At 60.4% G+C, this 24,410-nt stretch carries 20 protein-coding genes; 7 read left to right on the plus strand and 13 right to left on the minus strand.

Annotation, left to right across the window (positions count from 1 at the left end):
- The first annotated feature begins 57 nt into the window (after nucleotides 1–57).
- A complete protein-coding gene (locus ACZ9H3_RS22635; protein WP_065759815.1) occupies nucleotides 58–966 on the plus strand; it encodes a DUF808 domain-containing protein in 909 nt (302 codons plus the stop codon).
- Between the two features lie 37 nt (nucleotides 967–1,003).
- Here ACZ9H3_RS22635 and ACZ9H3_RS22640 read toward each other — a convergent pair whose 3' ends face one another.
- A complete protein-coding gene (locus tag ACZ9H3_RS22640) occupies nucleotides 1,004–2,950 on the minus strand; it encodes an LTA synthase family protein (RefSeq protein WP_476222638.1) in 1,947 nt (648 codons plus the stop codon).
- A gap of 256 nt (nucleotides 2,951–3,206) precedes the next feature.
- Here ACZ9H3_RS22640 and ACZ9H3_RS22645 point away from each other — a divergent pair, with 256 nt between their 5' ends.
- Nucleotides 3,207–3,512 (plus strand): hypothetical protein, encoded by a 306-nt coding sequence (locus ACZ9H3_RS22645; protein ID WP_065759813.1) that lies wholly within the window; start codon nucleotides 3,207–3,209, stop codon nucleotides 3,510–3,512.
- A gap of 241 nt (nucleotides 3,513–3,753) precedes the next feature.
- On the opposite strand, the gene ACZ9H3_RS22650 is transcribed toward ACZ9H3_RS22645, so the two are convergent.
- The 8 genes from ACZ9H3_RS22650 to puuE all read right to left on the minus strand — a co-directional run bounded on the left by ACZ9H3_RS22650 (nucleotide 3,754) and on the right by puuE (nucleotide 11,889).
- On the minus strand, nucleotides 3,754–4,539 hold the full coding sequence (locus ACZ9H3_RS22650) for an outer membrane protein OmpK (RefSeq protein ID WP_476222640.1): 786 nt from the start codon (nucleotides 4,537–4,539) through the stop codon (nucleotides 3,754–3,756).
- A 507-nt stretch (nucleotides 4,540–5,046) separates the two neighbouring features.
- Nucleotides 5,047–5,832 (minus strand): outer membrane protein OmpK, encoded by a 786-nt coding sequence (locus tag ACZ9H3_RS22655; protein ID WP_099773958.1) that lies wholly within the window; start codon nucleotides 5,830–5,832, stop codon nucleotides 5,047–5,049.
- Between the two features lie 127 nt (nucleotides 5,833–5,959).
- Nucleotides 5,960–7,315, minus strand: coding sequence for a nucleobase:cation symporter-2 family protein (locus ACZ9H3_RS22660; RefSeq protein WP_099773959.1), 1,356 nt, complete (start codon nucleotides 7,313–7,315; stop codon nucleotides 5,960–5,962).
- Between the two features lie 88 nt (nucleotides 7,316–7,403).
- Complete coding sequence (locus tag ACZ9H3_RS22665; protein WP_330523262.1) at nucleotides 7,404–8,714, minus strand: urate hydroxylase PuuD; 1,311 nt, start codon at nucleotides 8,712–8,714, stop codon at nucleotides 7,404–7,406.
- A gap of 47 nt (nucleotides 8,715–8,761) precedes the next feature.
- Nucleotides 8,762–9,265 (minus strand): ureidoglycolate lyase, encoded by a 504-nt coding sequence (locus tag ACZ9H3_RS22670; RefSeq protein ID WP_102052438.1) that lies wholly within the window; start codon nucleotides 9,263–9,265, stop codon nucleotides 8,762–8,764.
- A 96-nt stretch (nucleotides 9,266–9,361) separates the two neighbouring features.
- Complete coding sequence (gene alc / locus ACZ9H3_RS22675; RefSeq protein WP_065760394.1) at nucleotides 9,362–10,357, minus strand: allantoicase; 996 nt, start codon at nucleotides 10,355–10,357, stop codon at nucleotides 9,362–9,364.
- Between the two features lie 90 nt (nucleotides 10,358–10,447).
- A complete protein-coding gene (uraD, locus tag ACZ9H3_RS22680) occupies nucleotides 10,448–10,963 on the minus strand; it encodes a 2-oxo-4-hydroxy-4-carboxy-5-ureidoimidazoline decarboxylase (protein ID WP_476222644.1) in 516 nt (171 codons plus the stop codon).
- Entirely contained in the window at nucleotides 10,960–11,889 is a 930-nt protein-coding gene (puuE, locus tag ACZ9H3_RS22685) for an allantoinase PuuE (protein WP_476222646.1), read from the minus strand. Before puuE ends, uraD begins: the two co-directional genes overlap by 4 nt.
- A gap of 386 nt (nucleotides 11,890–12,275) precedes the next feature.
- Between puuE and uraH the strand changes: the two genes are divergently transcribed.
- The 3 genes from uraH (at nucleotide 12,276) to ACZ9H3_RS22700 (ending at nucleotide 18,028) form a co-directional block, all read left to right on the plus strand.
- Complete coding sequence (uraH, locus tag ACZ9H3_RS22690; protein ID WP_065760391.1) at nucleotides 12,276–12,629, plus strand: hydroxyisourate hydrolase; 354 nt, start codon at nucleotides 12,276–12,278, stop codon at nucleotides 12,627–12,629.
- Between the two features lie 172 nt (nucleotides 12,630–12,801).
- Entirely contained in the window at nucleotides 12,802–16,563 is a 3,762-nt protein-coding gene (locus tag ACZ9H3_RS22695) for a hypothetical protein (RefSeq protein WP_476222649.1), read from the plus strand.
- Nucleotides 16,553–18,028: a hypothetical protein gene (locus ACZ9H3_RS22700; RefSeq protein WP_476222651.1), complete on the plus strand. Its 1,476-nt coding sequence runs from the start codon at nucleotides 16,553–16,555 to the stop codon at nucleotides 18,026–18,028. The genes ACZ9H3_RS22695 and ACZ9H3_RS22700 overlap by 11 nt, the downstream gene beginning before the upstream one ends.
- Nucleotides 18,029–18,073: 45 nt before the next feature.
- Here the strand turns inward: ACZ9H3_RS22700 and ACZ9H3_RS22705 are convergent, their stop codons facing one another.
- Entirely contained in the window at nucleotides 18,074–18,700 is a 627-nt protein-coding gene (locus ACZ9H3_RS22705; RefSeq protein ID WP_065760389.1) for a LysE family translocator, read from the minus strand.
- A gap of 65 nt (nucleotides 18,701–18,765) precedes the next feature.
- Entirely contained in the window at nucleotides 18,766–20,115 is a 1,350-nt protein-coding gene (locus tag ACZ9H3_RS22710) for an NCS2 family permease (protein WP_065760388.1), read from the minus strand.
- Nucleotides 20,116–20,472: 357 nt separating this feature from the next.
- Between ACZ9H3_RS22710 and ACZ9H3_RS22715 the strand changes: the two genes are divergently transcribed.
- Both ACZ9H3_RS22715 and aqpZ read left to right on the plus strand, forming a co-directional pair.
- The gene (locus ACZ9H3_RS22715; RefSeq protein ID WP_065760387.1) at nucleotides 20,473–21,240 is read left to right on the plus strand and encodes a GntR family transcriptional regulator; all 768 of its coding nucleotides are present in this window, start codon (nucleotides 20,473–20,475) and stop codon (nucleotides 21,238–21,240) included.
- 155 nt (nucleotides 21,241–21,395) lie between these two features.
- Nucleotides 21,396–22,094: an aquaporin Z gene (aqpZ, locus tag ACZ9H3_RS22720; protein ID WP_330523265.1), complete on the plus strand. Its 699-nt coding sequence runs from the start codon at nucleotides 21,396–21,398 to the stop codon at nucleotides 22,092–22,094.
- A gap of 4 nt (nucleotides 22,095–22,098) precedes the next feature.
- Here aqpZ and guaD read toward each other — a convergent pair whose 3' ends face one another.
- Nucleotides 22,099–23,403 (minus strand): guanine deaminase, encoded by a 1,305-nt coding sequence (gene guaD, locus ACZ9H3_RS22725; RefSeq protein WP_102052440.1) that lies wholly within the window; start codon nucleotides 23,401–23,403, stop codon nucleotides 22,099–22,101.
- A 10-nt stretch (nucleotides 23,404–23,413) separates the two neighbouring features.
- A complete protein-coding gene (gene xdhC, locus ACZ9H3_RS22730; RefSeq protein WP_065760385.1) occupies nucleotides 23,414–24,259 on the minus strand; it encodes a xanthine dehydrogenase accessory protein XdhC in 846 nt (281 codons plus the stop codon).
- Nucleotides 24,260–24,410: the final 151 nt, after the last annotated feature.

A 24,410-nucleotide genomic window follows, 5' to 3' on the forward strand; every position in this document is an offset into this window, starting at 1 on the left:
ACTTTCACGCACAGTCACGCTATGCTTTGGGCCTTTCAACTCTCTGGATACGCAAGCATGGCAGGAAGCAGTCTACTGGTGCTGATCGATGATATCGCCACCGTATTGGACGATGTCTCGGTGATGACCAAGGTAGCGGCGAAAAAGACCGCCGGGGTTTTGGGTGACGATCTGGCGCTCAATGCTCAGCAGGTCAGTGGCGTGCGCGCCGACCGGGAGTTGCCCGTGGTATGGGCCGTGGCCAAGGGCTCGCTACTGAACAAGGTGATTCTGGTGCCTGCGGCGTTGGCAATCAGCGCCTTCATTCCGTGGGCGGTGACCCCATTGTTGATGGTCGGCGGCGCCTACTTGTGTTTTGAGGGGTTCGAGAAGCTGGCGCATAAATTTCTTCACAGTGCAGCCGAGGACGATGCCGGGCATGCCGCCCTGAGTGAAGCGGTGGCCGACCCTTCAGTCGATCTGGTGGCCTATGAGAAGGACAAGATCAAAGGTGCCGTGCGTACCGACTTCATCCTGTCGGCGGAAATCATCGCCATTACCCTGGGTGCGGTCGCTGGCGCGCCGTTGACACAGCAAATCGTCGTGTTGTCGGGTATTGCCTTTGTCATGACCGTAGGGGTGTACGGGCTGGTTGGCGGTATCGTCAAGCTGGATGACTTTGGCCTGTGGCTCACGCACAAAACCGGGCGTGCCGCCCAGACGATCGGCAAGGGCATTCTGCAGGCAGCACCGTACTTGATGAAGGGGCTGTCGGTCGTTGGCACGGCGGCGATGTTTCTGGTCGGGGGCGGGATTCTGGTGCATGGCGTTGCGCCGCTGCATCATGCCGTCGAAGCCTTCAGTGAAGGGCGGGGCGGGGTACTGACCTCAAGCCTGCTCAATGCTGGCATCGGTATTCTTGCCGGTGCCGCCGTACTGGCCGTGGTATCGCTGGCCAGCAAGCTCTGGCGGGCTGCAAGAGGCTAAGGGCGGCGCCCTGTTCTCGGGCGCCGCGTCAGCTCAGTCAGTTTTTACCGGCTGTCTTTTCGCTGTCTTCAGGCACCCAGTCGAGCAGGTGGTGCTTGAAGCCGTAGCTGGCTGCCTGGTAGTAGGTAATGGCGCGCTTGATCAGCGGGTTGTTGCTGTCCCCCACCACCTCACGGCTTTCGCCCAGGGCCTGCTCATGAAGGCGCAGGCCGTCGCGAGGGCTGAGGATGGCCAGGTCCTGGCCATCGAACAGGCCCAGGTGCTGGTAGTTACCAATCAGTACGCGCGGTGGCAGTGTGTCTTCAAGCATCAGGTTGCGGCCGAAGAACGTCGAGGTGTAGCTCATGTTCAACAGGCCAAGCAGGGTAGGCGCCAGGTCGATCTGGCTGGCCAGTTTCGATTCCTCACGCGCTTCGATCAACTTCGGCCCGTAGATGAATAGCGGGATCTGGTAGTTGCGCACCGGCAGGTCCTCTTTACCTGCGCTGCCAGCGGTATGGTCGGCAACGAAGATGAACAGGGTGTTGTCGAACCACGGCTTGCTGCGGGCCTGCTCAAGGAAACGACCGATGGCGTAGTCGGTGTATTTCACCGCACCTTCACGGCCATCGCCAGACGGGATATCGATACGGCCGTCGGGGTAGGTGTACGGGCGGTGGTTGGAGGTCGTCATCAGTTGCAGGAAGAACGGCACCTGATTGGCGAAATCGGCGTCTGCCAGCTGCATGGCCTGGTTGTAGAGGTCTTCGTCGGACATGCCCCAGGCGTTCTTGAAGCTGATGTCGCTTTCTTTCACGCTGCTCTGGTCAACAACCCGGTAGCCGTTGCCGCTGAAGAACGCGTTCATGTTGTCGAAGTAGCCACGGCCACCATAGACGAACACGCTGTCGTAGCCCGCTTCACTCATGTGCTGGCCAAGGCTGGCGAAGCCGCTTTCACGGCCCACGCGCTTGACGATCGAGCGGCCAGGGGTTGGCGGAATCGACAGGGTAATGGCCTCCAGGCCACGGTCGGTGCGGGTGCCAGTGGCATAGAAGTTGTTGAAGTACAGGCTCTGTTTGCGCAGCGCATCCAGGTTTGGGGTCAGGTTGCGGTTATCGCCGTTGCTGCCCATGTACTTGGCGCTGAAGCTCTCGATGGTCACCAGGACCACGTTGGGTGTACGCGCCGGTGCGTTGCTGGTGATGGTACGGCGAATATCCAGGGGTTCCTTGCCGACGAAACTCGCATCGGGTTGGCGCAGCTCGCTCTGGATCTGCGCGTTGACATCCTGCTCAGGCAGGCTGCTATAGAACTGCGGGTAATCGAGTTCGTTGTTGCGGAACGCGGCGAAGAACTGGTAAGGGCCGTTGCTGGCCAATTCATGTTGGTAGGCATTGCCGCCTTGGCCACGCGGGCGGTCCTGGTCGATCACCTGCACGCACAGCCCTGCCAGCACGGCCAGTACGGCAAAGCTCATCAGGCGCTGGCGAAAAGCGGGCACCGGTGCATTCAGGGCCCGCTTGAGCGGTGCGCGCAGTGCCAGGCTCAGGGCAATGGCGATAACGGCCAGGATGCTCAGCAGCAGGCCGATCGGGTAGGACTCGAGGATGTTGTTCAACACTTCATCGGAATAGACCAGGTAGTCGACAGCAATAAAGTTGAAGCGCACGCCGAACTCGTCCCAGAACAGCCATTCGGCAACAGCAGTGAACAGCATCACGAACACGCTCAACACCATGATGCCCTGCAGGAACCCCTGATGTGCTCGCGAGCGCCACAGCCGCGCAGGGCACAGCAGCAGGTAAAGGCCCAGTGGCAGTGCGGCATAGAGCAGGAAGCTCAGGTCGTACAGCAGCCCGATACCGAAGATCGAGAAGACATTGCTCCCGGCCTCGTTCAAGTGGCTGAAAAACAGCACGCCTCGGGTGAGCAGAAAAACCGCAAGCCATACTGAGGTCAGTAGCAAGAGGTAGCGCTGGGGCGCTGATTGTGGAACGCGCATATGAATTCCTTTTGTCTTTCTTGAAGCCCTGGCCTTTGCAGGCAAAGCAGTATTGCAGCCGCATCAGCGGCGGTGTTGTGTCGTGTGTTCATGGCAGCGGTGAAACATAACAGGCTCAAAGAGAAAAAAACGTCAATGCATTGCTAGGCATGGATGAAAAACTGAACTACGCTCGGCGGCTGCAACACACGCACATGGATGGCGTGAATGATAATAAAAGTTGTTCGCGATATCGTGTCGCGTCAGGGAGCCTCTTATGCTCGGTAGTGCCGTGGCCTACGGTGTAGTTCATTTGAGCATTTATATGTTTGCGGCATTGGCATGGTTGTGCCTTTGTTTGCTATTGACCTTCAACGCGCATTTGCTTTTTCCGCAATGGGAAAGGTTTAGCCGTTGGACAGTGCCAATACTGGCGCTCGCAGTCTGCCTTGGATCGCTGGTGATCGATGTCCTGAAATTACTCGATAAACCCGTCGTGATGACTGGCTTGATTGTCGTCGGCCTATTGTTGCCGACGCTGGCATTCGGAGTGGCATACCGCCGTTTGCGCACTGTCTGGTAAATCATGCGCAGGCGCATTTCGCGCGCTATTTATGTAACGTGTTTGACTATTGTCGTGAGTTGTACATTGGCAGGAAGCGTATAACTGAAAAGACAAACTTGTGTTTTTACAGCGTCCAGTTGTCTGGCCGTTCGTTTTAAATGCTCATGACAGCATGTGCTTGGGCGTGCCGCAATTATCTGGATACGTGCCAGGGCTGCGCTGTTAAACGCTTTGGCCCTGGCTGTCGCGGCTCAACCGATCAGAAGTGCACTTTGACCAGCAGGCTGGTGGTGTTCTGGTTGGTGTCGAAGGCTGGGGTGTCTTTGATACCGTACTTGTCTTTCCAGTAGTCGTATTCGACACCCACGTACAACTGCTTCTCACCCAGGCTCAAGGCCTTGCCCAGGTCGTATTTGATCTGTGGGTTGAAGTGCAGGTTGGCGTGGTAGGTGCCACGGTTGCGGGTTTCGTCGTTGTCCACGACCCAGTCCATGTAGCCATCGATCAGAACGTCGGATTTGCCCATCGGGATGGTGTAGGACCATACCGGGGTAATTTGCCAGACGTTATCGCCTGCGCGGCTACCTTCGGTGTTGCGCTGGTAGAAGTTCAACTGGAAATAGTCGAAGCCTGGAATCGCCAGGTCGAAGCCCGGGCCGATCAGGTACGACTCGTTGTCGCCTTCACCGAACTCGTAGGTCATGGCCAGCAGCACGTCCTTCACCGGGCCGAACTCAAGTTTCTGGTCGAAGATCTTGCCGAACGACAGGCGAGGGGTGAATTCGCCGTAGTAGGTGTTAGGGCCGGCGTTCGAGTCTTTCTTGCCGTTGTAGAAGATCTTGTCGATGAACAGGAAGTTGTCGCCGTACTTCCAGGCGTCCGCATGTTCAAAGGTAAAGGTTTGCTGGATCTCCGGGTTAACGGTGAAATCCTTGCCGTACAGGTAGGTCAGGCTGTTGTTCTGCCATTGCAGCAGGTCGCCGGCCATGGCGCTGCTGGCAGCCAGCAGGCCACCGGCGAGGATCAGGCTATTACGGGTACGCATGGTGTGCTCCCAAAGGTTGATTTCTCGTTGTTCTGTTGTCGGCATTCTCGAGTGATGCCGTTTGTTGACTTAATGGTCGGTTTTTCGGTTCGGTGCAGCGATACAGCAAGGGTTGCGCCAACCTTTCGGGGCGCGCGCAATCAGCGTGTTCGACCGTGCTGTGAACCGATGGAAAAGAGGCGCTTCAAGCGGGCGAGGCGTCTGTCGAGCGCCTGTATTTGTTGACGGGTGGCTCAGCAAACCCGGGCGCATGCAGTCTTGCCCTGTATAAAAGGGCGCGCAGATTACTGGCTGGGCGGATAGCTGTCCACGCTGAAGTGATGGATGCCGCGAGGTGGAGGTGCGCAGAGGCGCCGACTGACGGCGATATTGACTGAGCCGTCAGCAAACGAGGGCAGGATGCGGCCTGCCCTCGATTGAAGGGCGCGCAGCGTGGGGCTGGCGCGCCGGCCCTTGAGTGTCCTGTTCAGGGGCGCAAGGGGTTGATACTGTGCACTCAGTCAGCTTTTAGAAGTGCATTTTCACCAGGAAGCTGGTGACGCTCTCGTTGGTGTCAAAGCGCTGGGTGTCCTCGATGCCGTACTTGTCTTTCCAGTAGCTGTACTCCACGCCCACGTAAAGCTGCTTGGCGCCCAGGTTCAAGGCTTTGCCCAGGTCGTATTTGACCTGTGGGTTAAGGTGCAGGTTGGCGTGGTAGGTGCCACGGCGAGTGCTGTCGTTGTCAACGACCCAGTCCATGTAGCCGTCGACGAGGATGTCGGACTTGCCTGCGGGGATGGTGTAGGAGAACGTCGGTGTGATCTGCCATACGCGATCGCCTGGGCGGCTGCCCTCGGTGTTGCGCTGATAGAAGTTCAAGGTGAAGTAGTTGAAGCCGGGAACTGCCAGGTCAAAGCCCGGGCCGATCAGGTAGGCCTCGTTATCACCTTCGCCAGACTCATAGGTCATGGCCAGCAACACGTCCTTGATTGGGCCGAACTCGAATTTGCGGTCGAAGATCTTGCCGAACGACAGGCGAGGGCTGAATTCGCCATAGTAGGTGTTGTTGCCTTTGTTACGGTCGGTTGCGCCGTTGTAGAAGGTCTTGTCGACGAACAGGAAGTTGTCGCCGTATTTCCATTTGTCGGCGTGCTCGAAGGTCACCGTTTGCTGGATGGCGGGGTTGACGGTGAAGTCTTTGCCGTAGAGGTAGCTGATGCTGTTGGTTTGCCAGAGCAGCATGTCTCCCGCGACTGCAGGCAAGGCTGCCAGCAGTCCGCCGCCCAGCAGGAGAGATGAAGTGATCCGTTTCATGGTGTGATTCCCGGCTGTTGTTATTGTTTGTTTGCGGTTTTTTGGCGCAAAGCGCCCCGATCGACCCGCTTCTACGGGTCGACGGTCGTGCTCGAGGTATGCCGGGCGGCGAGCGCCGCCCGCCGGTTCAATGCTGGTGGGCGGTTTCGTTATGGGCTGCGCGCTCGACACCACCGAGGATGTTGAACAGCAGGTTCAGGATCAGCGCACTCACGGTGGCCATGGCGATTCCGCTGTGGGTGATGGGCTCCATCCACTGTGGCATTTGTGCAAAAAACTCCGGACGTACCACCGGGATCAAGCCCATGCCGACGCTGACGGCCACCAGCAACTGATTGCGGCGGTCGCCGATGTCGGCTTCCTGAAGAATCTTGATACCCGTGGCGGCTACCATGCCGAACATGGCAATGGAGGCCCCCCCCAGAACGGCGGGCGGAATCGAGGCGATCAGGAATGCAGCTTTGGGCAGCAGGCTGAGCATGATCAGGAAGGCGCCTGCAACGATGGTGACGTACCGGCAGCGCACACCGGTCATTTGCACCAGGCCGATGTTCTGGGCAAACGAGGAGTGGGTGAAGGTGTTGAAGAAACCCGCGATGAAGGACGCACCAGCATCACACAACAGGCCGCGACGGAGCATGCCCGGGGTGACTTCACGGTCGGTGACCTTGCCCAGTGCGAGGAACATGCCGGTGGACTCAACGAAAATGATCACCACCACCAGGCACATGGACAGGATTGGCGCCAGGCTGAATGTCGGCATGCCAAAGTGCAGGGGCGTCACCACCTGCAGCCACGGCGCTTGGTCCAGCCCGGAAAGGTCGACCATGCCGATGGAGCCGGCCAGCATGTAGCCAACGCCCATGCCGATCAGCACTGACACATTGACCCAGAAACCACGCATGAAACGGTTGATCAGCAGGATGATTGCCAGCACCAGGCCAGCAACCATCAGGTAGACCGGTGAGCCGAAGGGTGCGGCACTGGCGCCGCCACCGGCCCAGTTCACCGCGACCGGGAACAGCGACAGGCCGATGGAGGTGATCACGGTACCGGTTACCAGAGGCGGGAAGAACCGCACCACCTTGGACATGAACGGCGCGATCAGCATGCCGAAGAAGCCGGCAGCGATGGTCGCACCGAATATTCCCTGCAGGCCTACACCGGGCATTCCGGCCATGGCGACCATGCTGCCGACGGCGGCGAAGCTGGCGCCCATCATGACCGGCATGCGGATACCCACGGCACCAATGCCGAACGACTGAATGACGGTAGCGACACCGGCAACCAACAGATCGGCATTGATCAGAAAGGCGACTTCTTCACGGGTCAGGCCACAGGCCTGGCCAATGATCAGCGGCACCGCGATGGCGCCCCCATACATCAGTAATACGTGTTGCAGACCCACCAGGATGAGTTGCGGCAGTGGCAGTGGCTGTCGTGGGGGCGCAACGGGTATGGACGCCTTGCGTGACTTTGACATGCAACACCTCGGTTTTGTTTTTATTGTTCATTGTTCTGCGACGCCGAGCAGGACGCCGGTGGGCGGCTCTTGCGAGCCGCCCGGTGCATCAGTTGGTTGGAGCGCCCTTGGCGATCCAGGCGCCGATCAGTTCACGTTCTTGCTGGGTCATCTGAGTGATGTTGCCCAACGGCATGATCTGGCTGGCAACGGCCTGGGCCTGGATGCGCGGTGCCAGTTGCTGGATTTGTTGCGGGGTGTCGAGCATCACGCCCGCCGGCGCAGTGCTGAACAGTGGGCTGGTCGGCTTGGCCGAGTGGCACACGGTGCAGCGTTCCTGAATGACATTGTGGATCTTGTCGAAGTTCGAGGTTTCTACCGAGGCGGTGGCAGGCTTGGCCGCTTCCTCGACTTTGGCTGGCGCCGGCTCGGCGGCTTTCTCAGCAGCAGTCTTGCCGCCCAGTGCGGTTTCCGGCAGCGGTTGGTACTCGATTTTCGCTGCGGCCTGCTCAGGCGCTTTCGGCATCGGCGAAGGGCCGGTGACATAGGCCAGGCAGATCATTGCCAGGGCGCCGACAGGCAGGGTCCAGGCGAACTTGTTGCTGTCGTGACGGGTGTTGAAGTAGTGACGTACCAACACCGCAGCCACCGCGATACCCGCCAGGATCAACCAGTTGTACTGGCTGCCGTAGGTGCTCGGGAAGTGGTTGCTGATCATGATGAACAGCACCGGCAGGGTGAAGTAGTTGTTGTGACGCGAGCGCAACAGACCCTTGGCCGGCAGCACTGGATCGGGGGTGCGGTTCTGCTCGATGGCCGCGACCAGCGCACGCTGGGCCGGCATGATGATGCGGAACACGTTACCGACCATGATGGTGCCGATGATCGCACCGGTGTGCAGGTACGCACCACGGCCGCTGAACACCTGGCTGAAGCCGAAGCAGGCCGCGATAACCAGCACGAACAGTACCAGGCCCAGCAGGGCAGGGCGTTTGCCCAGTGGCGAGTCGCAGAGGAAGTCGTAGATGAACCAGCTGGCGATCAACGAGCCGACACCAATGGCCACGCCTTCTGCGCCACTCAGGCCGCTGCCCGGTGCCAGCAGGTACAGGGTTGGGTTGGAGTAGAACACCACGCACAGCAGGGCCACGCCCGACAGCCAGGTGAAATACGCTTCCCATTTGAACCAGTGCAGGTTCTCCGGCATTTTCGGTGGAGCCAGCTTGTATTTTTCCAGGTGGTAGATACCACCGCCGTGGATGGCCCAAAGGTCACCCGACAGGCCCTCGCGCGGGTTGGCGCGGTTCAGGTTGTTTTCCAGCCAGACGAAGTAGAACGATGCACCGATCCAGGCGATACCGGTGATCATGTGAACCCAGCGCACGCTCAGGTTTAGCCACTCGAACAGATGTGCTTCCACAGTATGTACCTCTTTCCGATCACCGATTTCCGATGATCAGTCTTCTCTTATTGGTGGGGGTTGAGGATCAGCAGCTCATCCTCATTGAAGAAATGTTCGTCGCAGTTGTTGCCGGAACCACTGCGATCAACCACCAGGAAGTCATCCCGCTTTTCGATCGTCAGCACCGGGTGGTGCCAGACGCCGCGATGGTAATTAATGCCCTGCCTGCCATTACTGGCAAAGGCACGGACCAAGCCCGATACAGGTGCATCGCCAAGTGGCGCGACCACGATCAGAAAGGGATTGCCGAGCAGCGGAATGAACGCTTGGCTGCCCAGCGGATGGCGCTCCAGCATGCGGACGGTCAGGGGCATTTCCAGCGCGTCGGCGCGGAAGATGCTGATGATCGCCTTGTCGTCGGGCTGCGCGGTTTCTACCGTGGCCAGACGATGGAAGCGCATGGTCGAGCCGTTGTTGATCATGAAGTGGTCGCTGCCGTCGGTTTCGATCACGTCACCGAAGGGGGCGAAGGCTTCTTTGGTCAAGGGCTCAATCACTAAAGTGCGCATGCGGATCTGTCTCTAATTCTATGTTGTTGGGGCTGTCGCTCTTGCCCACAACGCCGGCTCTCGGGAGCCGGCGTTGTGGGTGATCAGGGGCAGCGCTTACTTCGCGACTTTGCCCAGTACGCGCAGACGGCTGATACCGCCATCCGGGAACACGTTGATCCGGATGTGGGTGATCGGCCCCAGGTCATTGATCTGCTCCTGGAAGCTGTGCTCGGCGTGCATCTGCAGCTTCTGGCTTGGCAGCAGTTCGCGCCAGAACAGGCTCTGGGTTTCGATCTGGCTGTCGGTACCGCCCTTGACGAATGCGCCCTGGATCGAGCAGCTGTCGGGGTAGTTGCCTTTGAAGTGCAGGGTGTCGACGACAACCTGCTCGACCACGCCGGCATGGCCCAGGGCAACGATGACCCAGTCATTGCCTGGGGTGCGGCGGCGCGCGGTTTCCCAGCCGTCGCCCATGTTGATGCCACGGCCCGGGTTGAGGATGTTGCTCATGCGGCCGAAGTGTTCGTCGGAGCAGGCCAGGGCACGGCCACCGTTCAACGCTGCTGCCAGGTCGACTTGCTCGTTGTCGCCTACTGCCGACCAGTCACGGAATGGCACGCCGTAGACACGCAGACGGGCAACACCGCCGTCCGGGTAGATGTTGAAGCGCAGGTGGCTGAAGGCCTGGTCGTTGTTGATTTCGTGGTAGTGGTGGCTGTTGCCTTGCAGCTCGACGGCCGACAGCACTTCAACCCACTGGGTTTGTTCGGTCGGGTCGCCTTCAGCGACGAAGCAGCCTTCCAGGGACGCCGAAGGTGGGAAGTTGCCAGTGAAGAACGAGGTGTCGATGTCGACGCCCTTGATGGTGCCGGGAACGCCCAGGCGGATCACCGCGCTGTCGAAGCCTTCGAAACGCTTGCGGCGCGTTTCCCAGCCGTCCATCCACTTGCCGTTGTCGTCGAACACACCCTCCTTCCACACGGCCGGTGTCGGCTGGAACAGGCGCTCGGCAGCGGCGAACCACTCATCGGTGACCGAAACGATCTTGGTGCCCAGGCGCGCGTCGGCCAGGTTGACGAATTTCTCGAAGGGTACGGCGTATGCTTTCATTTTTTCTTGTCTGCCTTGAATGGGTGGCTGGGGATGTTTGCAAGGCCCTGGGTACGCGCTGCGTTCATGAGCGCACTCGGGCCACGCTCACTAAAGCTGCAGTAATCGGAACAGGGCGATCAGGTTGATCTGCGCCAGCGCTTCCTTGAACTCGGCCTCGACCGAGTTATGGATGCGCGTTTCGAACGCGGCGAGGATCTGATGCCGGTTGCTGCCTTTTACCGCCATGATGAAGGGAAACTTGAACTTGGCTTTGTAGGCGTCGTTCAGCTCGGTGAAGCGTTGGAACTCTTCGGCCGTGCATTGGTGAATACCGGCGCCAGCCTGTTCGTGAGTGCTGGCTTCGGTCAGTTGGCCCTGGACGGCCGCTTTGCCGGCCAGGTCCGGGTGAGCGTTGACCAGTGCCAGCTGGCTGGCAGGGTCGGCGCTCAACAGGATATCGCTCATGCGTTGGTGCAGATTTTCGATCTGGTCCAGCTCCTGGCGCTGGCCCAGGTCGAATGCCTTCTCGGCAACCCATGGCGAATGTTCGTAGATATCGGCGAAAGCTTCGACGAACGCAGTGCGGTCGAGGATCGAAGGCTTCAGCGTCTTGAAGTCGGTCATTTTGCGTTCTCGGCGTTGAAAGGGTGGGTGGCATGCCAGTGGCGGGCGATGTCCACGCGCCGGGCAAACCAGACCTGCTCATGGCTTTGTGCGTATTCGACAAAGCGCTTGAGGGCTGCCAACCGGGCAGGGCGGCCGACCAGGCGGCAGTGCAGGCCGATGGAGAGCATCTTCGGTGCCTCGGCACCTTCGGCATACAGCACGTCGAACGCGTCCTTGAGGTACTGGAAGAACTGCTCGCCACAGTTGAAACCCTGAACCTGGGTGAAGCGCATGTCATTGGTGTCCAGGGTGTAGGGGATCACCAGGTGTGGCTTGCCGGTCGGGTTGTTGGGTTCCCAATAGGGCAGGTCGTCGTCATAGGTGTCGCTGTCATAGAGGAAGCCACCTTCCTCCATCACCAGGCGGCGGGTGTTTGGCCCGGTGCGGCCGGTGTACCAGCCCAATGGGCGCTCGCCGGTCAGTTCGGTGAGGATGCGGATCGCTTCGAGCATGTGCTCGCGCTCCTGGGCCTCGTCCATGTACTGGTAGTCGATCCAGCGGTAGCCGTGACTGCAGATCTCATGGCCGGCTTCAACCATGGTACGGATCACGTCCGGGTGGCGCTGGGCGGCCATGGCCACGGCAAACACGGTCAGCGGAATGCCGGTGTCCTTGAACAGTTTGAGCAGGCGCCAGACGCCTGCGCGGCTGCCGTACTCGTAGAGCGATTCCATGCTCATGTTGCGTGCGCCCTGCAGCGGCTGGGCGGCAACCATTTCAGACAGAAATGCTTCCGACTCTTTATCACCGTGGAGGACGTTGCGTTCGCCACCTTCTTCGTAATTGAGCACGAAAGACAAAGCGATGCGGGCGTTCCCCGGCCAGCGCGGATGGGGTGGAGTATTGCCGTAACCGATCAGGTCGCGAGGATAATCAGCGCTCACTGCAGTCTTCCTTCTTGTACGTGAAAACGGGGGTAGAGTGGCCTGTGTGGTGTATCGACCACGCTGATGGAGTGATTGTATACAACTTTATTGTCAGTTTGTAAGCCTGTTTTTTCGCATTTCTTTCCTGGCCCGCCACCCCATGCCCCTGCAATAAATCTGCCGGAATGGTCAGATAATGACGTGCTCGTCATTGTTCTGCTTGGGTTTGCGACTGATGGCCTCTTTGCTGGGCGAGGCGGCTAAGCTAACAAAGAAGTCGGAATTATTGTGTACAATTTTCAATAAAAATGTCTTAATAATCCAACAGCCGTACGCTGCCGTGCTTGCATGCGGTGCGATACGGGTATTTTTTGCCCACAGATCAAGAAGAGGCGAGCAACCTTATGGGACGTTTGACCACGCATGTACTGGACGCCGCGCATGGCTGCCCTGGCAGCTCGATCAAGGTCGAGCTCTACCGCGTCGAAGGCCAGCAGCTAGAGCTGGTGACCACTGCCCTGACCAACAGCGATGGTCGTTGCGACGCACCGTTGCTCCAGGGTGACGATTACCGCAGCGGTGTCTACCAGCTGCAGTTCAGTGCCGGTGACTACTACCGTGCACGCGGCGTGAAGTTGCCAGAGCCTGCGTTCCTCGATGTGGTCGTTCTGCGTTTTGGCATCAGTGCCGAGCAGGATCATTACCACGTTCCATTGCTGATTTCGCCTTACAGCTACTCGACCTACCGCGGAAGCTAGCAGGTCAGCCAACAGAATCTTCGTAGGTCCTTGCCCGCTCACACTGCGGGCTTTTTTTTGCCTGAAGGAAAAGCATTATTTATCTCACATGGTTTGAGCGGCTGTTTTGAAATGTCGGCTGGGTCGCTTGCGCAGGGTGTGCAGGCGCCATTCGATAGCAGGGACACAGACCATGGATGTAGCAATTCCTCCTCACTTGCTCAGCAACACTGAGGCGTTGGCAGCGTTGGAAAAGGCTGCGGCGCTCTGGACACAACACGGCAACGCGCTGCCGGACATTGTGCCGCTGCTCGCAACGGCCTTTGATGATGAGCTCAAGCGTCAATACCCGCAGCTTGAACTGGATGCGCGAAACACCTGGGTAAAAACCTTTTCGCTCACGGATAACCCGGAGCACTGCACCTTGCAGACGAACAAGACCCTCGAGCAGGTAATGCGCGAGCGCCTGGTGGGTGCCGCAACGGTGTATGACGAGGGCTTGTCAGGGATTTACGCCGATGGTCGCGAGGATGATCAACCCGGAACGCGCATGGCCGGCACGCGCGGGCTGGAGGGGGCCATCGACACGTTGACGCTCAAGCTGGGTTATCTGTATCGGGATGCAGTCACTGCCTACTGGAACGCCGCGACAGCGGAGCACACCTCACGCGACCAGCAACTGGCTGATGCCCTGGCGCAGGCGTTGCACCTCGACGCGGCACGGCGCTTGAGTAAGGACGAGCAGGCGTTGTTGAGCAGCGCGCTTTCGACCCCGGCGGACAGCCGCAGGGCTTTTTTTGCCTACAGCCTTAGCCTGTTGTTCGAGGGGGCAGAGGCCGCGCACCTGGCCGGTGCATTCATTCTTCGCAGGCAACCGGTGGCCGATGCATCGCAGGCGGACGCTGTTCCGACGCTGCTGTACCTGCCGGGTGACGGGCTTTCCAGCCATGGCTCATTGGGCGAACTGTTCGATGCACTCTTGCCGCGCCGTGAACAATGGGTGGGCTTGCTGAGCTTGAGCCATCAACGCGCACTGGACGGCCAGCGTCGTATCGAATGGCAGTGCCGGGAGATCGTCGGCCACCTGCTGACTGACGTTGTACAGGCCCAACTGAAGTGTCAGCAGGCAGATATCATCGACATTCTGCAAACCCGCCGCACGACCTTCGCGTCGTATCAGGTGCTGTTCGAAGCGCTGGCAGCGGCTACCCAGCGGATCATCGTCAACGGCCCACCCGGCATGGCCGTGGTGTGGCACGCAGAGCACGCGGCCTATGAGGCCTACCGGCAGTTACCGTATTGGATGAAACTGTGCAGTACCGAAGAGCGGCAGCGCTACGTCGACAAATTGCAGGCCTATCAATACGCCCAGGAGGATCTGTGTCAGGCGCTGGGTAAAGCCGAGTCGCCAGAGCAATTTGCCCGTGTCACGGTGGCGTTGCGCCTGCGCGAAGCGCTGGGCGTTGACCTGGACCCCGATCAACTGTGGGTCACCACCGAGCGTCGTTTGCCGGTAACCCGTGAGGTCTATACCGAGCAGGCATCGTTGAGCAGCCTGGCCCTGTACGGGCTGCATCCTGGGGATGAAGCCCAGGCCTCTGATTTCATCACGGGCAGCACCTTGCAGTATCAAGGCCTGCCGGTTGAGCAGGTGTTCGAAGGGTTGACCCCTGCAACGCTTGCCCCAGTGCTTGCCCCGCTGCAACTGAGGAGCACATTTTCTCGACAGTGGCGTGAAGCGATCACGCCAGGTGTTCTCCAGCGCATGCAGGTCGTGATGTCGCTACGGCTACAGGCCTCGCTCTGCGCTGCGGGTTTTCAAGGCATCCTGGCCGAGGATCAGGTTCAGGCAGTCGGGGTGTTGCACACACCGTTTGTCGAGCAGACGGCGCTTCGTGCGACGGCTTACCTGTTAAAGATCAACGGCGCCGAGTTGGCGGATGTCATGGTCTTTTGCTTGACCCAGGCCGATGGCGAAGCTGCCGGCCTGTTGCTTTATGCCCCAGATGTGCCTGGCCGCGAGCCGTGGCTGAAGGTGCTGGATGAGCGCCGCTTGTTGCACGAAATTGTCGGTTGGACCGCTGTGCCGGCACTGCGCGACTACCTGTTGGCACGCGTTCCACAAGCCGCGCGTAACGCCTTGGACAACGTGTTGAGTGCCCTGGCGCAGAAGCCGGCTGCCGAGGCCGATTTTCTTACGCTCTCGCCTCAGGTCGACTATCCGACTGCCTTGCAACGCCTGGTCGCGCTAGATGTCGAGCTCACCCAGGCGCGCTTTGACGCCCACACGCCGGCCTGGTACCGCGATGCGCCGCTGGCTGAGCGGCAGCAGTTGCATGCACTGGAGACTCAGGTCGCCGCTGCCTCGCAACGGTTTACCGAGCAGTCCTTGCTGCAGGTTCCGGATTTTGAAAGCTTCGTCAAAGCCCAGGCCACGGAAAAAATCAATCAGCTGCTGGGTACACCCGCGGGCACGGTCGACCCGGACACGATCATTATCACCTCGCCCCGGGAGCGGGCTACGTTCACCCACTTGTTGCGCAATGGCTATGACGACTCGATCAGCCTGACGCAAGCCACGCTGGATACTTCTGCGACGTTTGAAGGCCCGGAAGGTGTTGACCTCTCGCCCCTGCGGCCGGAGAACGTCTCGGGCGCTATTCGCGGCCAATGGGTGGCGGACCGCTACATTCAAGTGCTGCGCGATACGCTGCTAAACCCTGAGCACGAGGGCTATGCCACCCGCCGACAGGCCAGTGTCACGCTGACACAGTTGCAGATGTCGGTTGCAGCCCTGCGCAGCAAGCTGATGGGGCAGATCACTGGCGAGCAGTACGCCTGGTTGAGTCAAACATTGAGTTCTTTTCAGCGCGAGGATGCGCCGACACGCCTGGCGCATCCGGTGCATCTGCTGAACTTCAATCTTGAGGCGGTATTCAATACCGCTGAGTACCCCTGGCTGGCGTACCTGGGCCATCTGTCGTGGATGAACGAGCACTTGGGGACGGTGGAAACCGTAGAAGGCAACTACGTCATGCTGGCGCCGGAGAACACCGGGCAGCCCGCCTTGTTGTACACCCCCGATGCGCCGGATGGCCTGGCATTCCGTGAGTTCCAGTCATTCGAGGCGTCCCTGGCCCATGCCGGCATGGGGGATTATTACAAGGACCGCATGCGCCACAAGCTGGGTCGTTGGATGTCCTACAGGCTGCACGCCGTCAGGCGTGGCGCAGCTGCGGGGCCGGTGCTGTCGAGTGCGCCGATCATGAACCTGCAGAAGGCCTTCCACGACCAGCGAATCGAACGCAAGATGACCGATGTGGCGGACCTGGAGCTCGGTCGGGCCGACATGATCAGCCGTATTACCTGGACTGGGGTCGAGTTGGTTGCCACGGCAGTAACACTGCCATTTCCACCGGCCAGCTTTGCGGTGGGTGCGTTTTTTGCCCTCAAGGAGTCGGCCTCGGCGATCAAGGCACTGGCCGATGGTGATCGCGCCAAGGCCGTGCAGCACGCACTGTCGTCGGCCTTCAATACCTTGGGGGCCTTGGGTGACATGAAGCACGGGTTCAAGGGGCTGGGCAAGCTCTGGAAAATGCTGCCTCATGCCTCTGACGTCAGCACCACGCGGATCGCCTTGGCGGGTAACGATGCGCTGCACGGTGCTGCGCCGCCGCTGTCGAACAGGGTCATTGATCGCTCGTTTGCGCTCAAGCAGCGGCCTAAAGACCTGACCTTGCGCACCGATGGCGATTTTAACGGCGTGTATGAGGGTGAGGTTGGCGCGGACGGCTTCCCGCACTACTACATTACCGATACGCGGGGCCGCTATTATCAGGTCCAGTACAAGGGTGGCGTGGCCCTTGAACCCTGGCGCATCGTCGAAACGCGACGCCGTGGCTACGGTCCTGCGGTGCGGCGCAATATCTTGGGACACTGGAGAAGTGTCGTTTGACGTGGGGTTGCGCGGCGGTGCACCGCAAACTCCGGCTGAAGTTATCCAGCAAGGTTTGCAGACGGTGACGCGCGAAGACGTGCAAGTGCTTGCAAACCAGCTCGGGCTGCCATCGCAATGGACGCTGGAGGCGATCCTGGAGGTTTTCCGTCGCTTTACCCTTGATGAGGCCGCGCAGGTCTTGCGGCGTTTCAGCCTGCCGGCCGATGATCCCGACCTGGCACGTTTGCTGGCCGATCAGTTTGTTCAGCACAAACGCTTTCCTGAGTGGGCCTTGCAGTTCCTGCCAGGTCGCACACCGGACCCGGCCTGGAAGATGATTCAGCGCGCGGAGCCCGGGCAATCGCAGGCAGCAGCCGAGGCGTTCCTGCGTCGTTTCAATTTCACCGAGGGCGAGCGAGCCGCAAAGGAGTGGGCGCTTGCGCTGCACTTCGAAAGCCGAGGCTACTTGCCATTCTGGAGCATCGAGCATCTGCCGCCAGCGACAGGCGCGACAGTACCCGTCATTGCACCCCTTCACGGGGTTTCCAGGGTTCAACAGATGTTCGACTGGCGCAGTTGGAGTACCCCGGTTGATGGCCCGCTGATTGAAACTGCCAGCAACTCGGGCATTTTCGTGAGCGCTCAAAACACAGCGCGGCGTGTGATCCAGGTGGATAATGCGTACTACGAGGTGCTCGACGACGGGGTTGAGCTCGTGGCCGACTGTGCGGTACTCAAGCCGCCTCCGAGCCTGGACGGCGTTCTGCCGCGTTATCATCGGATGCAGCGCGTCAATGGCGTCTGGTCGCTCGGTTCAGGGCTTCGCGTTGATCACATGATGTACACCATCAAGCGCCGTTTCCCGCAATTGACCGATCAGAGCACCAAGCAGTTCTCTCGGCGCCTGATGGAGTCGGCCAGCATAAACGGCAAGCTGACCGCTGCCGGCGTCCTCAAGCTGGACCTGTTGTTGGGTGTGCTGGATAACCCGCTGACTAAAAATGGCGCATCCGTCGTCGACCCGTTCGGGTGGCTGCGCGGTCGTCCGGAGGTGGCAGCAGGGGCAGGGTTCAGTTTGCACAGTGAAACGGCCCGGTTTACCGCGGTGGAGTTTGTGGTTTCAGAGGAACAGTTTGCACGGGCCCCGCTGCATGCGGTTGTCCGGGATGTGCTGACGGCAAACTATTACACTGTGGGCCAGGTCTTCAGTGACCAGGCCTTCGGGCCGGGGCAACTGCTGGTGCGTTGCAACGGCTCAGACCGGCTCTACCTGGTGATCGTCAGGCCAACGCACGCGTCGCATGTGTACCCGCTCTCGTCCAGCACGCTGAAACGACTGATGACGTCGATGGATGCCGAGACGCGCCAGGCGTTGCGCCAGGCCCGGGCGGCGAAAGAGCTGGTCGTGCTGATGGCGGGCAAGCGCGTCAGTGCTTCTGGCAGGGATGAAGGGCTGGTCTTTATCAGGCCGCAGTTCGCCTGAGGTTCTGCCCCGTTGCCGCCAGGCGGCAGCGGGGCAGGCAGTGGTTTAGCGGCTCAGCAGTGCGGCGACGCCCGCGCCCCCGAATAGCCCGGCGCTGATCCGGTTGAATCCACTCTGCCCCTTGCCGGAGCGCAGGTAGCGGGCGGCACCTTGCGCACCCAGGCCGTAGGCCAGCTTGCACCCCAGGTCGAGCACCGTCCAGGTGGCGATCAAGACCAGCAATTGACTGAGCAATGGCTGCTCTGCACTGAGAAACTGCGGCAGGAAGGCGGCGAAGAACAGGATGTCTTTCGGGTTACTCGCGCCCAGCGCAAAGGCGCGCAGAAACAGGCCACGAAAGCCTGGCGTCGGCATGGCCTCAGGCACATTGGCGCCCTGCGAGGGTTGGCGCGATTGCTGCCAGCTTTGCCAGGCGAGGTAAAACAGGTAAAGGCCACCGACAATCTTCAAGACGCTGAACAGCTGCTCCGAAGCCATCAACAGCGCCCCCAGCCCCAGTGCCGAGGCGCTGAGCAGGCAGATCGACGCAATGACACCGCCGAGAAACGCAGGGTAGGAGCGACGCAGGCCATAGTTCAGGCTGTTGCTGATCATCAGCAAGGACAACGGGCCGGGGATCGCAATGACGATCAGTGCCGCGCCACAGAACAACAGCCAGGTTTCCACACTCATTTATTTTCTCCTTATGTGCGAAGGCCTCACCCGAAGGCGAGGCCGTTTTTACTGCGGTACAACCGTTACAAAAACATGAACTTGGCGATGAAAATGGCGCACAGCACCCACAGGCTCGCCGAGATTTCCCTGTATCGCCCGGTGCCGGCCTTGAGGGCGACATAGGTGATGAAGCCCAAGGCAATGCCATCGGCAACCGAAAAGGTCAGGGGCATCATGATTGCGGTGACGATCGCCGGGATGCTGTCGGTGGCTTCATCCCAGTTGATGTGGGCCATGCTGCCCATCATCAGCATGGCCACGTAGATCAGGGCACCAGCGGTGGCATAGGCCGGGATCATGCCCGCCAGAGGGGCGAAGAACATGGCCGTGATGAACAGCAGGCCAACGACCACGGCCGTCAGGCCGGTGCGCCCGCCTGCGGCCACCCCGGCCGCGCTCTCCACGTAGCTGGTCACCGGTGGCACACCCACCACCGCGCCGAAGACGCTGGAGGCGCTGTCGGCTTTCAGTGCGCGGGAAAGGTTTTCGATGCGGCCCTCGGCGTTCACCAGGTTGGCGCGCTGCGCGACGCCCATCAGGGTGCCGGCGGTGTCGAACATGTGCACGAACAGAAACGCCAGGACCACGCTGATCATGCTGACGTTGAACACCCCGGCCACATCCATGGCCATCCAGGTGGGGGCGAGGCTGGGAGGCAACGAGAAGACGCCGCCGTATTCGACCAGCCCCAGGCCCCAGCCGGCCAGCGTGACAGTGATGATGCTGATCAGGATGGCGCCGAACACCCGTCGATAGCTGAGTATCGCGATCATCAGGAAGCACACTGCGGCCAGCAGGGGTGCGGGTTCGTGCAGCGAGCCGAGCTTGATCAGGGTGGCAGGGCTGTCGACGACAATGCCGGCGGTTTTCAGGCCGATCAACCCGAGAAACAGCCCGACCCCGGCACCCATGGCGTGGCGCAGGCTGACCGGGATACTGTTGAGCAGCCACTCGCGCACGCGTGACAAGGTCAGCAGCATGAACAGCACGCCGGAAACGAACACCGCCCCCAGGGCCGCTTCCCAGGTGTAACCCATGGTGCCGACGACCGTGTAGGTAAAGAATGCATTGAGGCCCATGCCCGGTGCCAGGCCGACCGGCCAGTTGGCGTACAGGCCCATCAACAGGCAGCCCAGGGCGGCGGCGATGCAGGTGGCAACGAACGCCGCACCATGGTTGATCCCAGCATCGGCCATGATGTTCGGGTTGACGAAAATGATGTACGCCATGGTGATGAAGGTGGTCATGCCGGCAATCAGCTCGGTCTTGACGGTGGTGCCATGCAGCTTGAGTTTGAAAATCCGCTCCAGCCAGCTCGTTTCGAGCGGTGGGGCAAGATCCAGCGTAGGGGCTTCGGATTTGCGGCTTTCCACAGCATGTACTCCTCAAGTCTTTTCTTGTTTTGCAGAGCCAGGCCTGCGCACGCACTGGGGGGCTCTGTGAGAGGGTAGGGTGGCAGGCGACCGGACTGCTTTATTGACCTTGAAGTCAGGAAGTTGCACGCTGCGATTATGCTTTTGTATACAAATAAATCAAATAATGTTTTATGTTGTGTGTGCATATTATTTGGCAATACAGCTATAAAGGCTATCGCTACCTGCAGAATTGCTGCTGGCTGTGTACAATGTGGCAGTACCGATTCCCTTAAATTTTCTATTCACGGCTTGCCAACGACCTACTGTGCGGTATTACAGTTCGGATCCAATTGCCGGTTATCTGCCCGAGAATCCATGAACGAACAGCTGCAACCCCTCAAGAAACCCGCGCGTGTTGGCAAGGCCGGCCGCAGCGGCACCCAGGACGACATCGTTTACGCACATATTTTCGAGGCTATCCTCGAGCAGCGTCTGGCGCCGGGTACCAAGTTGAGCGAGGAAGCCCTGGGCGAGATTTTCGGTGTCAGCCGCACCATCATTCGCCGCGCGCTGTCGCGTCTGGCCCATGAAAGCGTGGTGCTGCTGCGGCCCAACCGGGGTGCCGTGGTTGCCAGCCCCACGGTAGAAGAAGCCCGCCAGGTGTTCTTTTCCCGGCGTCTGGTCGAGCGGGCGATCACCGAGCTTGCGGTTCAACACGCTACCGTCGAGCAGTTGAACGAACTGCGGCAAATGGTGCGCGATGAGCGCGACAGCTTTTCCCGGGGCGACCGCGGCGCCGGTATTCGCCTGTCTGGCGAGTTTCACCTCAAGCTGGCCGAGGCTGCTGGCAATGCCCCGCTGATCAGCTTTCAGCGCAGCCTGGTGTCGCAGACCTCGCTGATCATTGCCCAGTATGAAAGCGGCAACCGCTCGCACTGCTCCTATGACGAGCACATGCAGTTGATCGACGCCATCGAAGCCCGTGATGCGACGCTTGCGGTCAACCTGATGATGCACCACATGGACCATATCGACAGCAAGCTCAACCTCGATGAGGACAGCGCGTCCGATGACCTGCATGCGGTGTTCTCGCACCTGCTGCAGACCAAGAAACGTGGCAGCGCGGCCTCGACCAAAGGCTGATGCGTCTGCCAGGGTGGGCGCCAGTGATTTCAGCACGCCTGTGATTACTGGCGCTCACGCCATCCTCTGCTAGATTCTCAACTGAACTTCACCGCAAACCTTCATCAAGCAGTTGGGCTTGCGCTTTACGCGTGCAACTACTTGAGGATTGATCTATGTCGATGCCCCTGAGCAAACGCATGGGCGCTGAACTGGTCGGGACGTTCTGGCTGGTTTTGGGTGGGTGTGGCAGTGCTGTGCTTGCTGCGTCTCTTCCCAGCGGTATCGGTCTGGTCGGTGTCGCCATGGCCTTCGGGCTCACGGTGCTGACCATGGCCTTCGCTATCGGTCACATTTCTGGCTGTCACTTGAACCCCGCCGTATCGGTCGGGTTGGTGGTGGGTGGGCGATTTCCGGCCAAGGAACTGCTGCCCTACATCATTGCTCAGGTGATTGGTGCCGTCATCGCGGCCGCGCTGATCTACTACATTGCCAGTGGAAAGGCCGGGTTTGATGTGGCATCGGGCCTGGCTTCGAACGGCTATGGCGAACATTCGCCTGCCGGCTACTCGCTGGCTGCCGGTTTTGCCAGTGAAGTGGTGATGACCGCCATGTTCATCCTGATCATCATGGGCGCGACCGACTCACGGGCGCCGGCAGGTTTTGCGCCCATCGCCATTGGCCTGGCACTGACGCTGATTCACCTGATCTCGATTCCCATCACCAACACCTCGGTCAACCCGGCACGCAGTACCGGGCCGGCGTTGTTCGTCGGTGGGTGGGCACTCCAGCAGCTCTGGCTGTTCTGGGTGGCGCCGCTGATCGGTGCAGTGATCGGCGGCGCACTGTATCGCGGCCTGGCGCGCGAGCCTTAGCGGCTCAGCGTTGATGCACGCTGCGACCGGCCGCAAAGGTTTCGCGGACGGTGCGATCGTCGCCCAGGGTCATCAGCACGAACAGTGTCTCCTCGATGCTGTTCGACTGCTGCAGGCGGTAGGACAGCAGCGGTGTCGCGTTGTAGTCGAGCACCACGAAGTCGGCATCACGGCCCGGCGTGAGGTTGCCTATGCGCTCCTCCAGGCACAGGGCCCTGGCGCCGCCCAGGGTAGCCAGGTACAACGATTTGAACGGGTTGAGCCGTGCGCCCTGAAGCTGCATGACCTTGTAGGCTTCGTTGAGGGTGTTGAGCAGCGAGAAACTGGTGCCGGCGCCCACGTCAGTGCCCAGGCCGACCTTCACCTTGTGCTGTTCGGCTTGCGGCAAGTTGAACAAGCCACTGCCGAGAAACAGGTTGGAGGTCGGGCAGAAGGCCACGGCGGAGCCGGTTTCCGCCAGGCGCTTGCACTCGTCGTCGCACAGGTGCACGCCATGGGCAAAGACGGAGCGCTCGCCCAGCAACTGGAAGTGATCGTAGACATCCAGGTAGCCCTTGCGCTCCGGGAACAGTGCCTTGACCCATTCGATTTCCTTGAGGTTTTCGCTCAGGTGGGTGTGCAGGTACAGGTCGGGATACTCGCCCAGCAGTTGCCCGGCCAAGGCCAGTTGTTCTGGCGTGCTGGTCGGGGCGAAGCGCGGGGTAACCGCATAGTGCAGGCGACCTTTGCCGTGCCAGCGCTCGATCAGGGCCTTGCTGTCCAGGTAGCTGGACTCGGCGGTGTCGGTCAGGTAATCCGGTGCATTGCGGTCCATCATCACCTTGCCGGCGATCATCCGCAGGTCCAGGCGCTGCGCCTCTTCGAAGAAGGCGTCCACCGATTCGGGGTGGACACTGCCGAACACCAGCGCCGTGGTGGTGCCGTTACGCAGCAGTTCCTTGATGAAACGCTTCGCGACCTGCTCGGCATGGGCCTTGTCGGCGAACTGCCGTTCGCAGGGGAAGGTGTAGGTATTGAGCCAGTCCAGTAGCTGCTCGCCGTAGGAGCCGATCATGCCGGTCTGCGGGAAATGGATATGGGTGTCGATAAAGCCCGGGGTGATCAGGGCATTCTCGTAGTGCACCACGTTCAGGTCGGCCGGCAGTGTAGGCAGCAATTCACTGGCGTGGCCAATGGCGCTGATCTTGCCATCTTCGACCACCAGCAGGCCGTCTTCAAAGTACTGGTAGGACGCGTCCACACCGACTTCGGCGGGGTCGTCGAGGCTGTGCAGGATGGCGGCACGGTAGGCGTTGGGTTTTGCGCTCATGAGGCTCTCGTCAATTGGCTTGGCTGCGCCGCGAGGGCGGCAGCAGTTGGGCAATGGGGCCAGCATTGGCGGCAGCGTCGTGCTGGCCAAAGCTGGCGTTGTAGGTGGCAATGATTTCGGCGGCGATGGACACGGCGATCTCGATCGGCAGCTTGCCCTTCACCTCGGCAATCCCCATCGGGCAGCGCATCCGCTGCAACCGCTCCGGGGTGAAACCACGTTCATGCAGGCGGTGCTCGAACTTGGCCCGTTTGGTTTTCGAGCCAATCAGCCCGAACCAGGTGAAGTCATTGCGTTTAAGGATGGCCGCCGTCAGCTCCAGGTCCAGTTGATGATTGTGGGTCATGACGATGCAGTAACTGCCGACGGGCAGGTCGTCGACTTCATCGACCGGGTCTTCACTGACGATTTTGCTGACCCCCGCAGGGATCGCCTCGGGGAACTCCTGCTCGCGTGAGTCGATCCAGCGAACCCGGCACGGCAAGGCGGCCAGCAAGGGTACCAGCGCCCGACCGACGTGGCCTGCACCAAATACCGCGATCTGCGCCTGAACCCGGCCCATCGGTTCGAACAGCAACACCGTGGCGCCGCCACAGCATTGGCCGAGGCTGGCGCCGAGGCTGAAACGCTCCAGATGGGGCGCCTGGCGCCCCTCGGCGAGCATCTGCCTGGCGATGTGCAGGGCTTTGTATTCCAGGTGGCCGCCACCGATGGTGTCGAACAACTGCTCGGCACTGACCACCATTTTGGAACCGGCGTTGCGCGGGGTCGAGCCGCGCTCCTCGATGATGGTGACCAGTACGCAGGGTTCACCGCGTGCCTGCAGGTCGGCGAGGGCGTTGATCCAGGTGTGCATGTTCAGTGACCTCCTGGGTGACCGTAAGGCTGTGCGGGCGATAGGGCGGTCATGGTGCTGCTGTCTCGGCTTCGGTGCTCGGGTGCGCCGCCATCGCCTTGCGCATTTGCTCGCAGCCCCAGAGCACGCGCTCCGGTGTGGCCGGGGCGTC

The organism is Pseudomonas sp. TE3910 (genome assembly GCF_056279025.1).

What these genes read in the sequence shown, in the direction of transcription:
- ACZ9H3_RS22635 (WP_065759815.1), top strand. Translation starts at nt 58, where the DNA reads ATGGCAGGAAGCAGTCTACTGGTGCTGATCGATGATATCGCCACCGTA.
- ACZ9H3_RS22640 (WP_476222638.1), bottom strand. Translation starts at nt 2,950, where the DNA reads ATGCGCGTTCCACAATCAGCGCCCCAGCGCTACCTCTTGCTACTGACC.
- ACZ9H3_RS22645 (WP_065759813.1), top strand. Translation starts at nt 3,207, where the DNA reads ATGCTCGGTAGTGCCGTGGCCTACGGTGTAGTTCATTTGAGCATTTAT.
- ACZ9H3_RS22650 (WP_476222640.1), bottom strand. Translation starts at nt 4,539, where the DNA reads ATGCGTACCCGTAATAGCCTGATCCTCGCCGGTGGCCTGCTGGCTGCC.
- ACZ9H3_RS22655 (WP_099773958.1), bottom strand. Translation starts at nt 5,832, where the DNA reads ATGAAACGGATCACTTCATCTCTCCTGCTGGGCGGCGGACTGCTGGCA.
- ACZ9H3_RS22660 (WP_099773959.1), bottom strand. Translation starts at nt 7,315, where the DNA reads ATGTCAAAGTCACGCAAGGCGTCCATACCCGTTGCGCCCCCACGACAG.
- ACZ9H3_RS22670 (WP_102052438.1), bottom strand. Translation starts at nt 9,265, where the DNA reads ATGCGCACTTTAGTGATTGAGCCCTTGACCAAAGAAGCCTTCGCCCCC.
- alc (WP_065760394.1), bottom strand. Translation starts at nt 10,357, where the DNA reads ATGAAAGCATACGCCGTACCCTTCGAGAAATTCGTCAACCTGGCCGAC.
- uraD (WP_476222644.1), bottom strand. Translation starts at nt 10,963, where the DNA reads ATGACCGACTTCAAGACGCTGAAGCCTTCGATCCTCGACCGCACTGCG.
- uraH (WP_065760391.1), top strand. Translation starts at nt 12,276, where the DNA reads ATGGGACGTTTGACCACGCATGTACTGGACGCCGCGCATGGCTGCCCT.
- ACZ9H3_RS22695 (WP_476222649.1), top strand. Translation starts at nt 12,802, where the DNA reads ATGGATGTAGCAATTCCTCCTCACTTGCTCAGCAACACTGAGGCGTTG.
- ACZ9H3_RS22705 (WP_065760389.1), bottom strand. Translation starts at nt 18,700, where the DNA reads ATGAGTGTGGAAACCTGGCTGTTGTTCTGTGGCGCGGCACTGATCGTC.
- ACZ9H3_RS22715 (WP_065760387.1), top strand. Translation starts at nt 20,473, where the DNA reads ATGAACGAACAGCTGCAACCCCTCAAGAAACCCGCGCGTGTTGGCAAG.
- aqpZ (WP_330523265.1), top strand. Translation starts at nt 21,396, where the DNA reads ATGTCGATGCCCCTGAGCAAACGCATGGGCGCTGAACTGGTCGGGACG.
- guaD (WP_102052440.1), bottom strand. Translation starts at nt 23,403, where the DNA reads ATGAGCGCAAAACCCAACGCCTACCGTGCCGCCATCCTGCACAGCCTC.
- xdhC (WP_065760385.1), bottom strand. Translation starts at nt 24,259, where the DNA reads ATGCACACCTGGATCAACGCCCTCGCCGACCTGCAGGCACGCGGTGAA.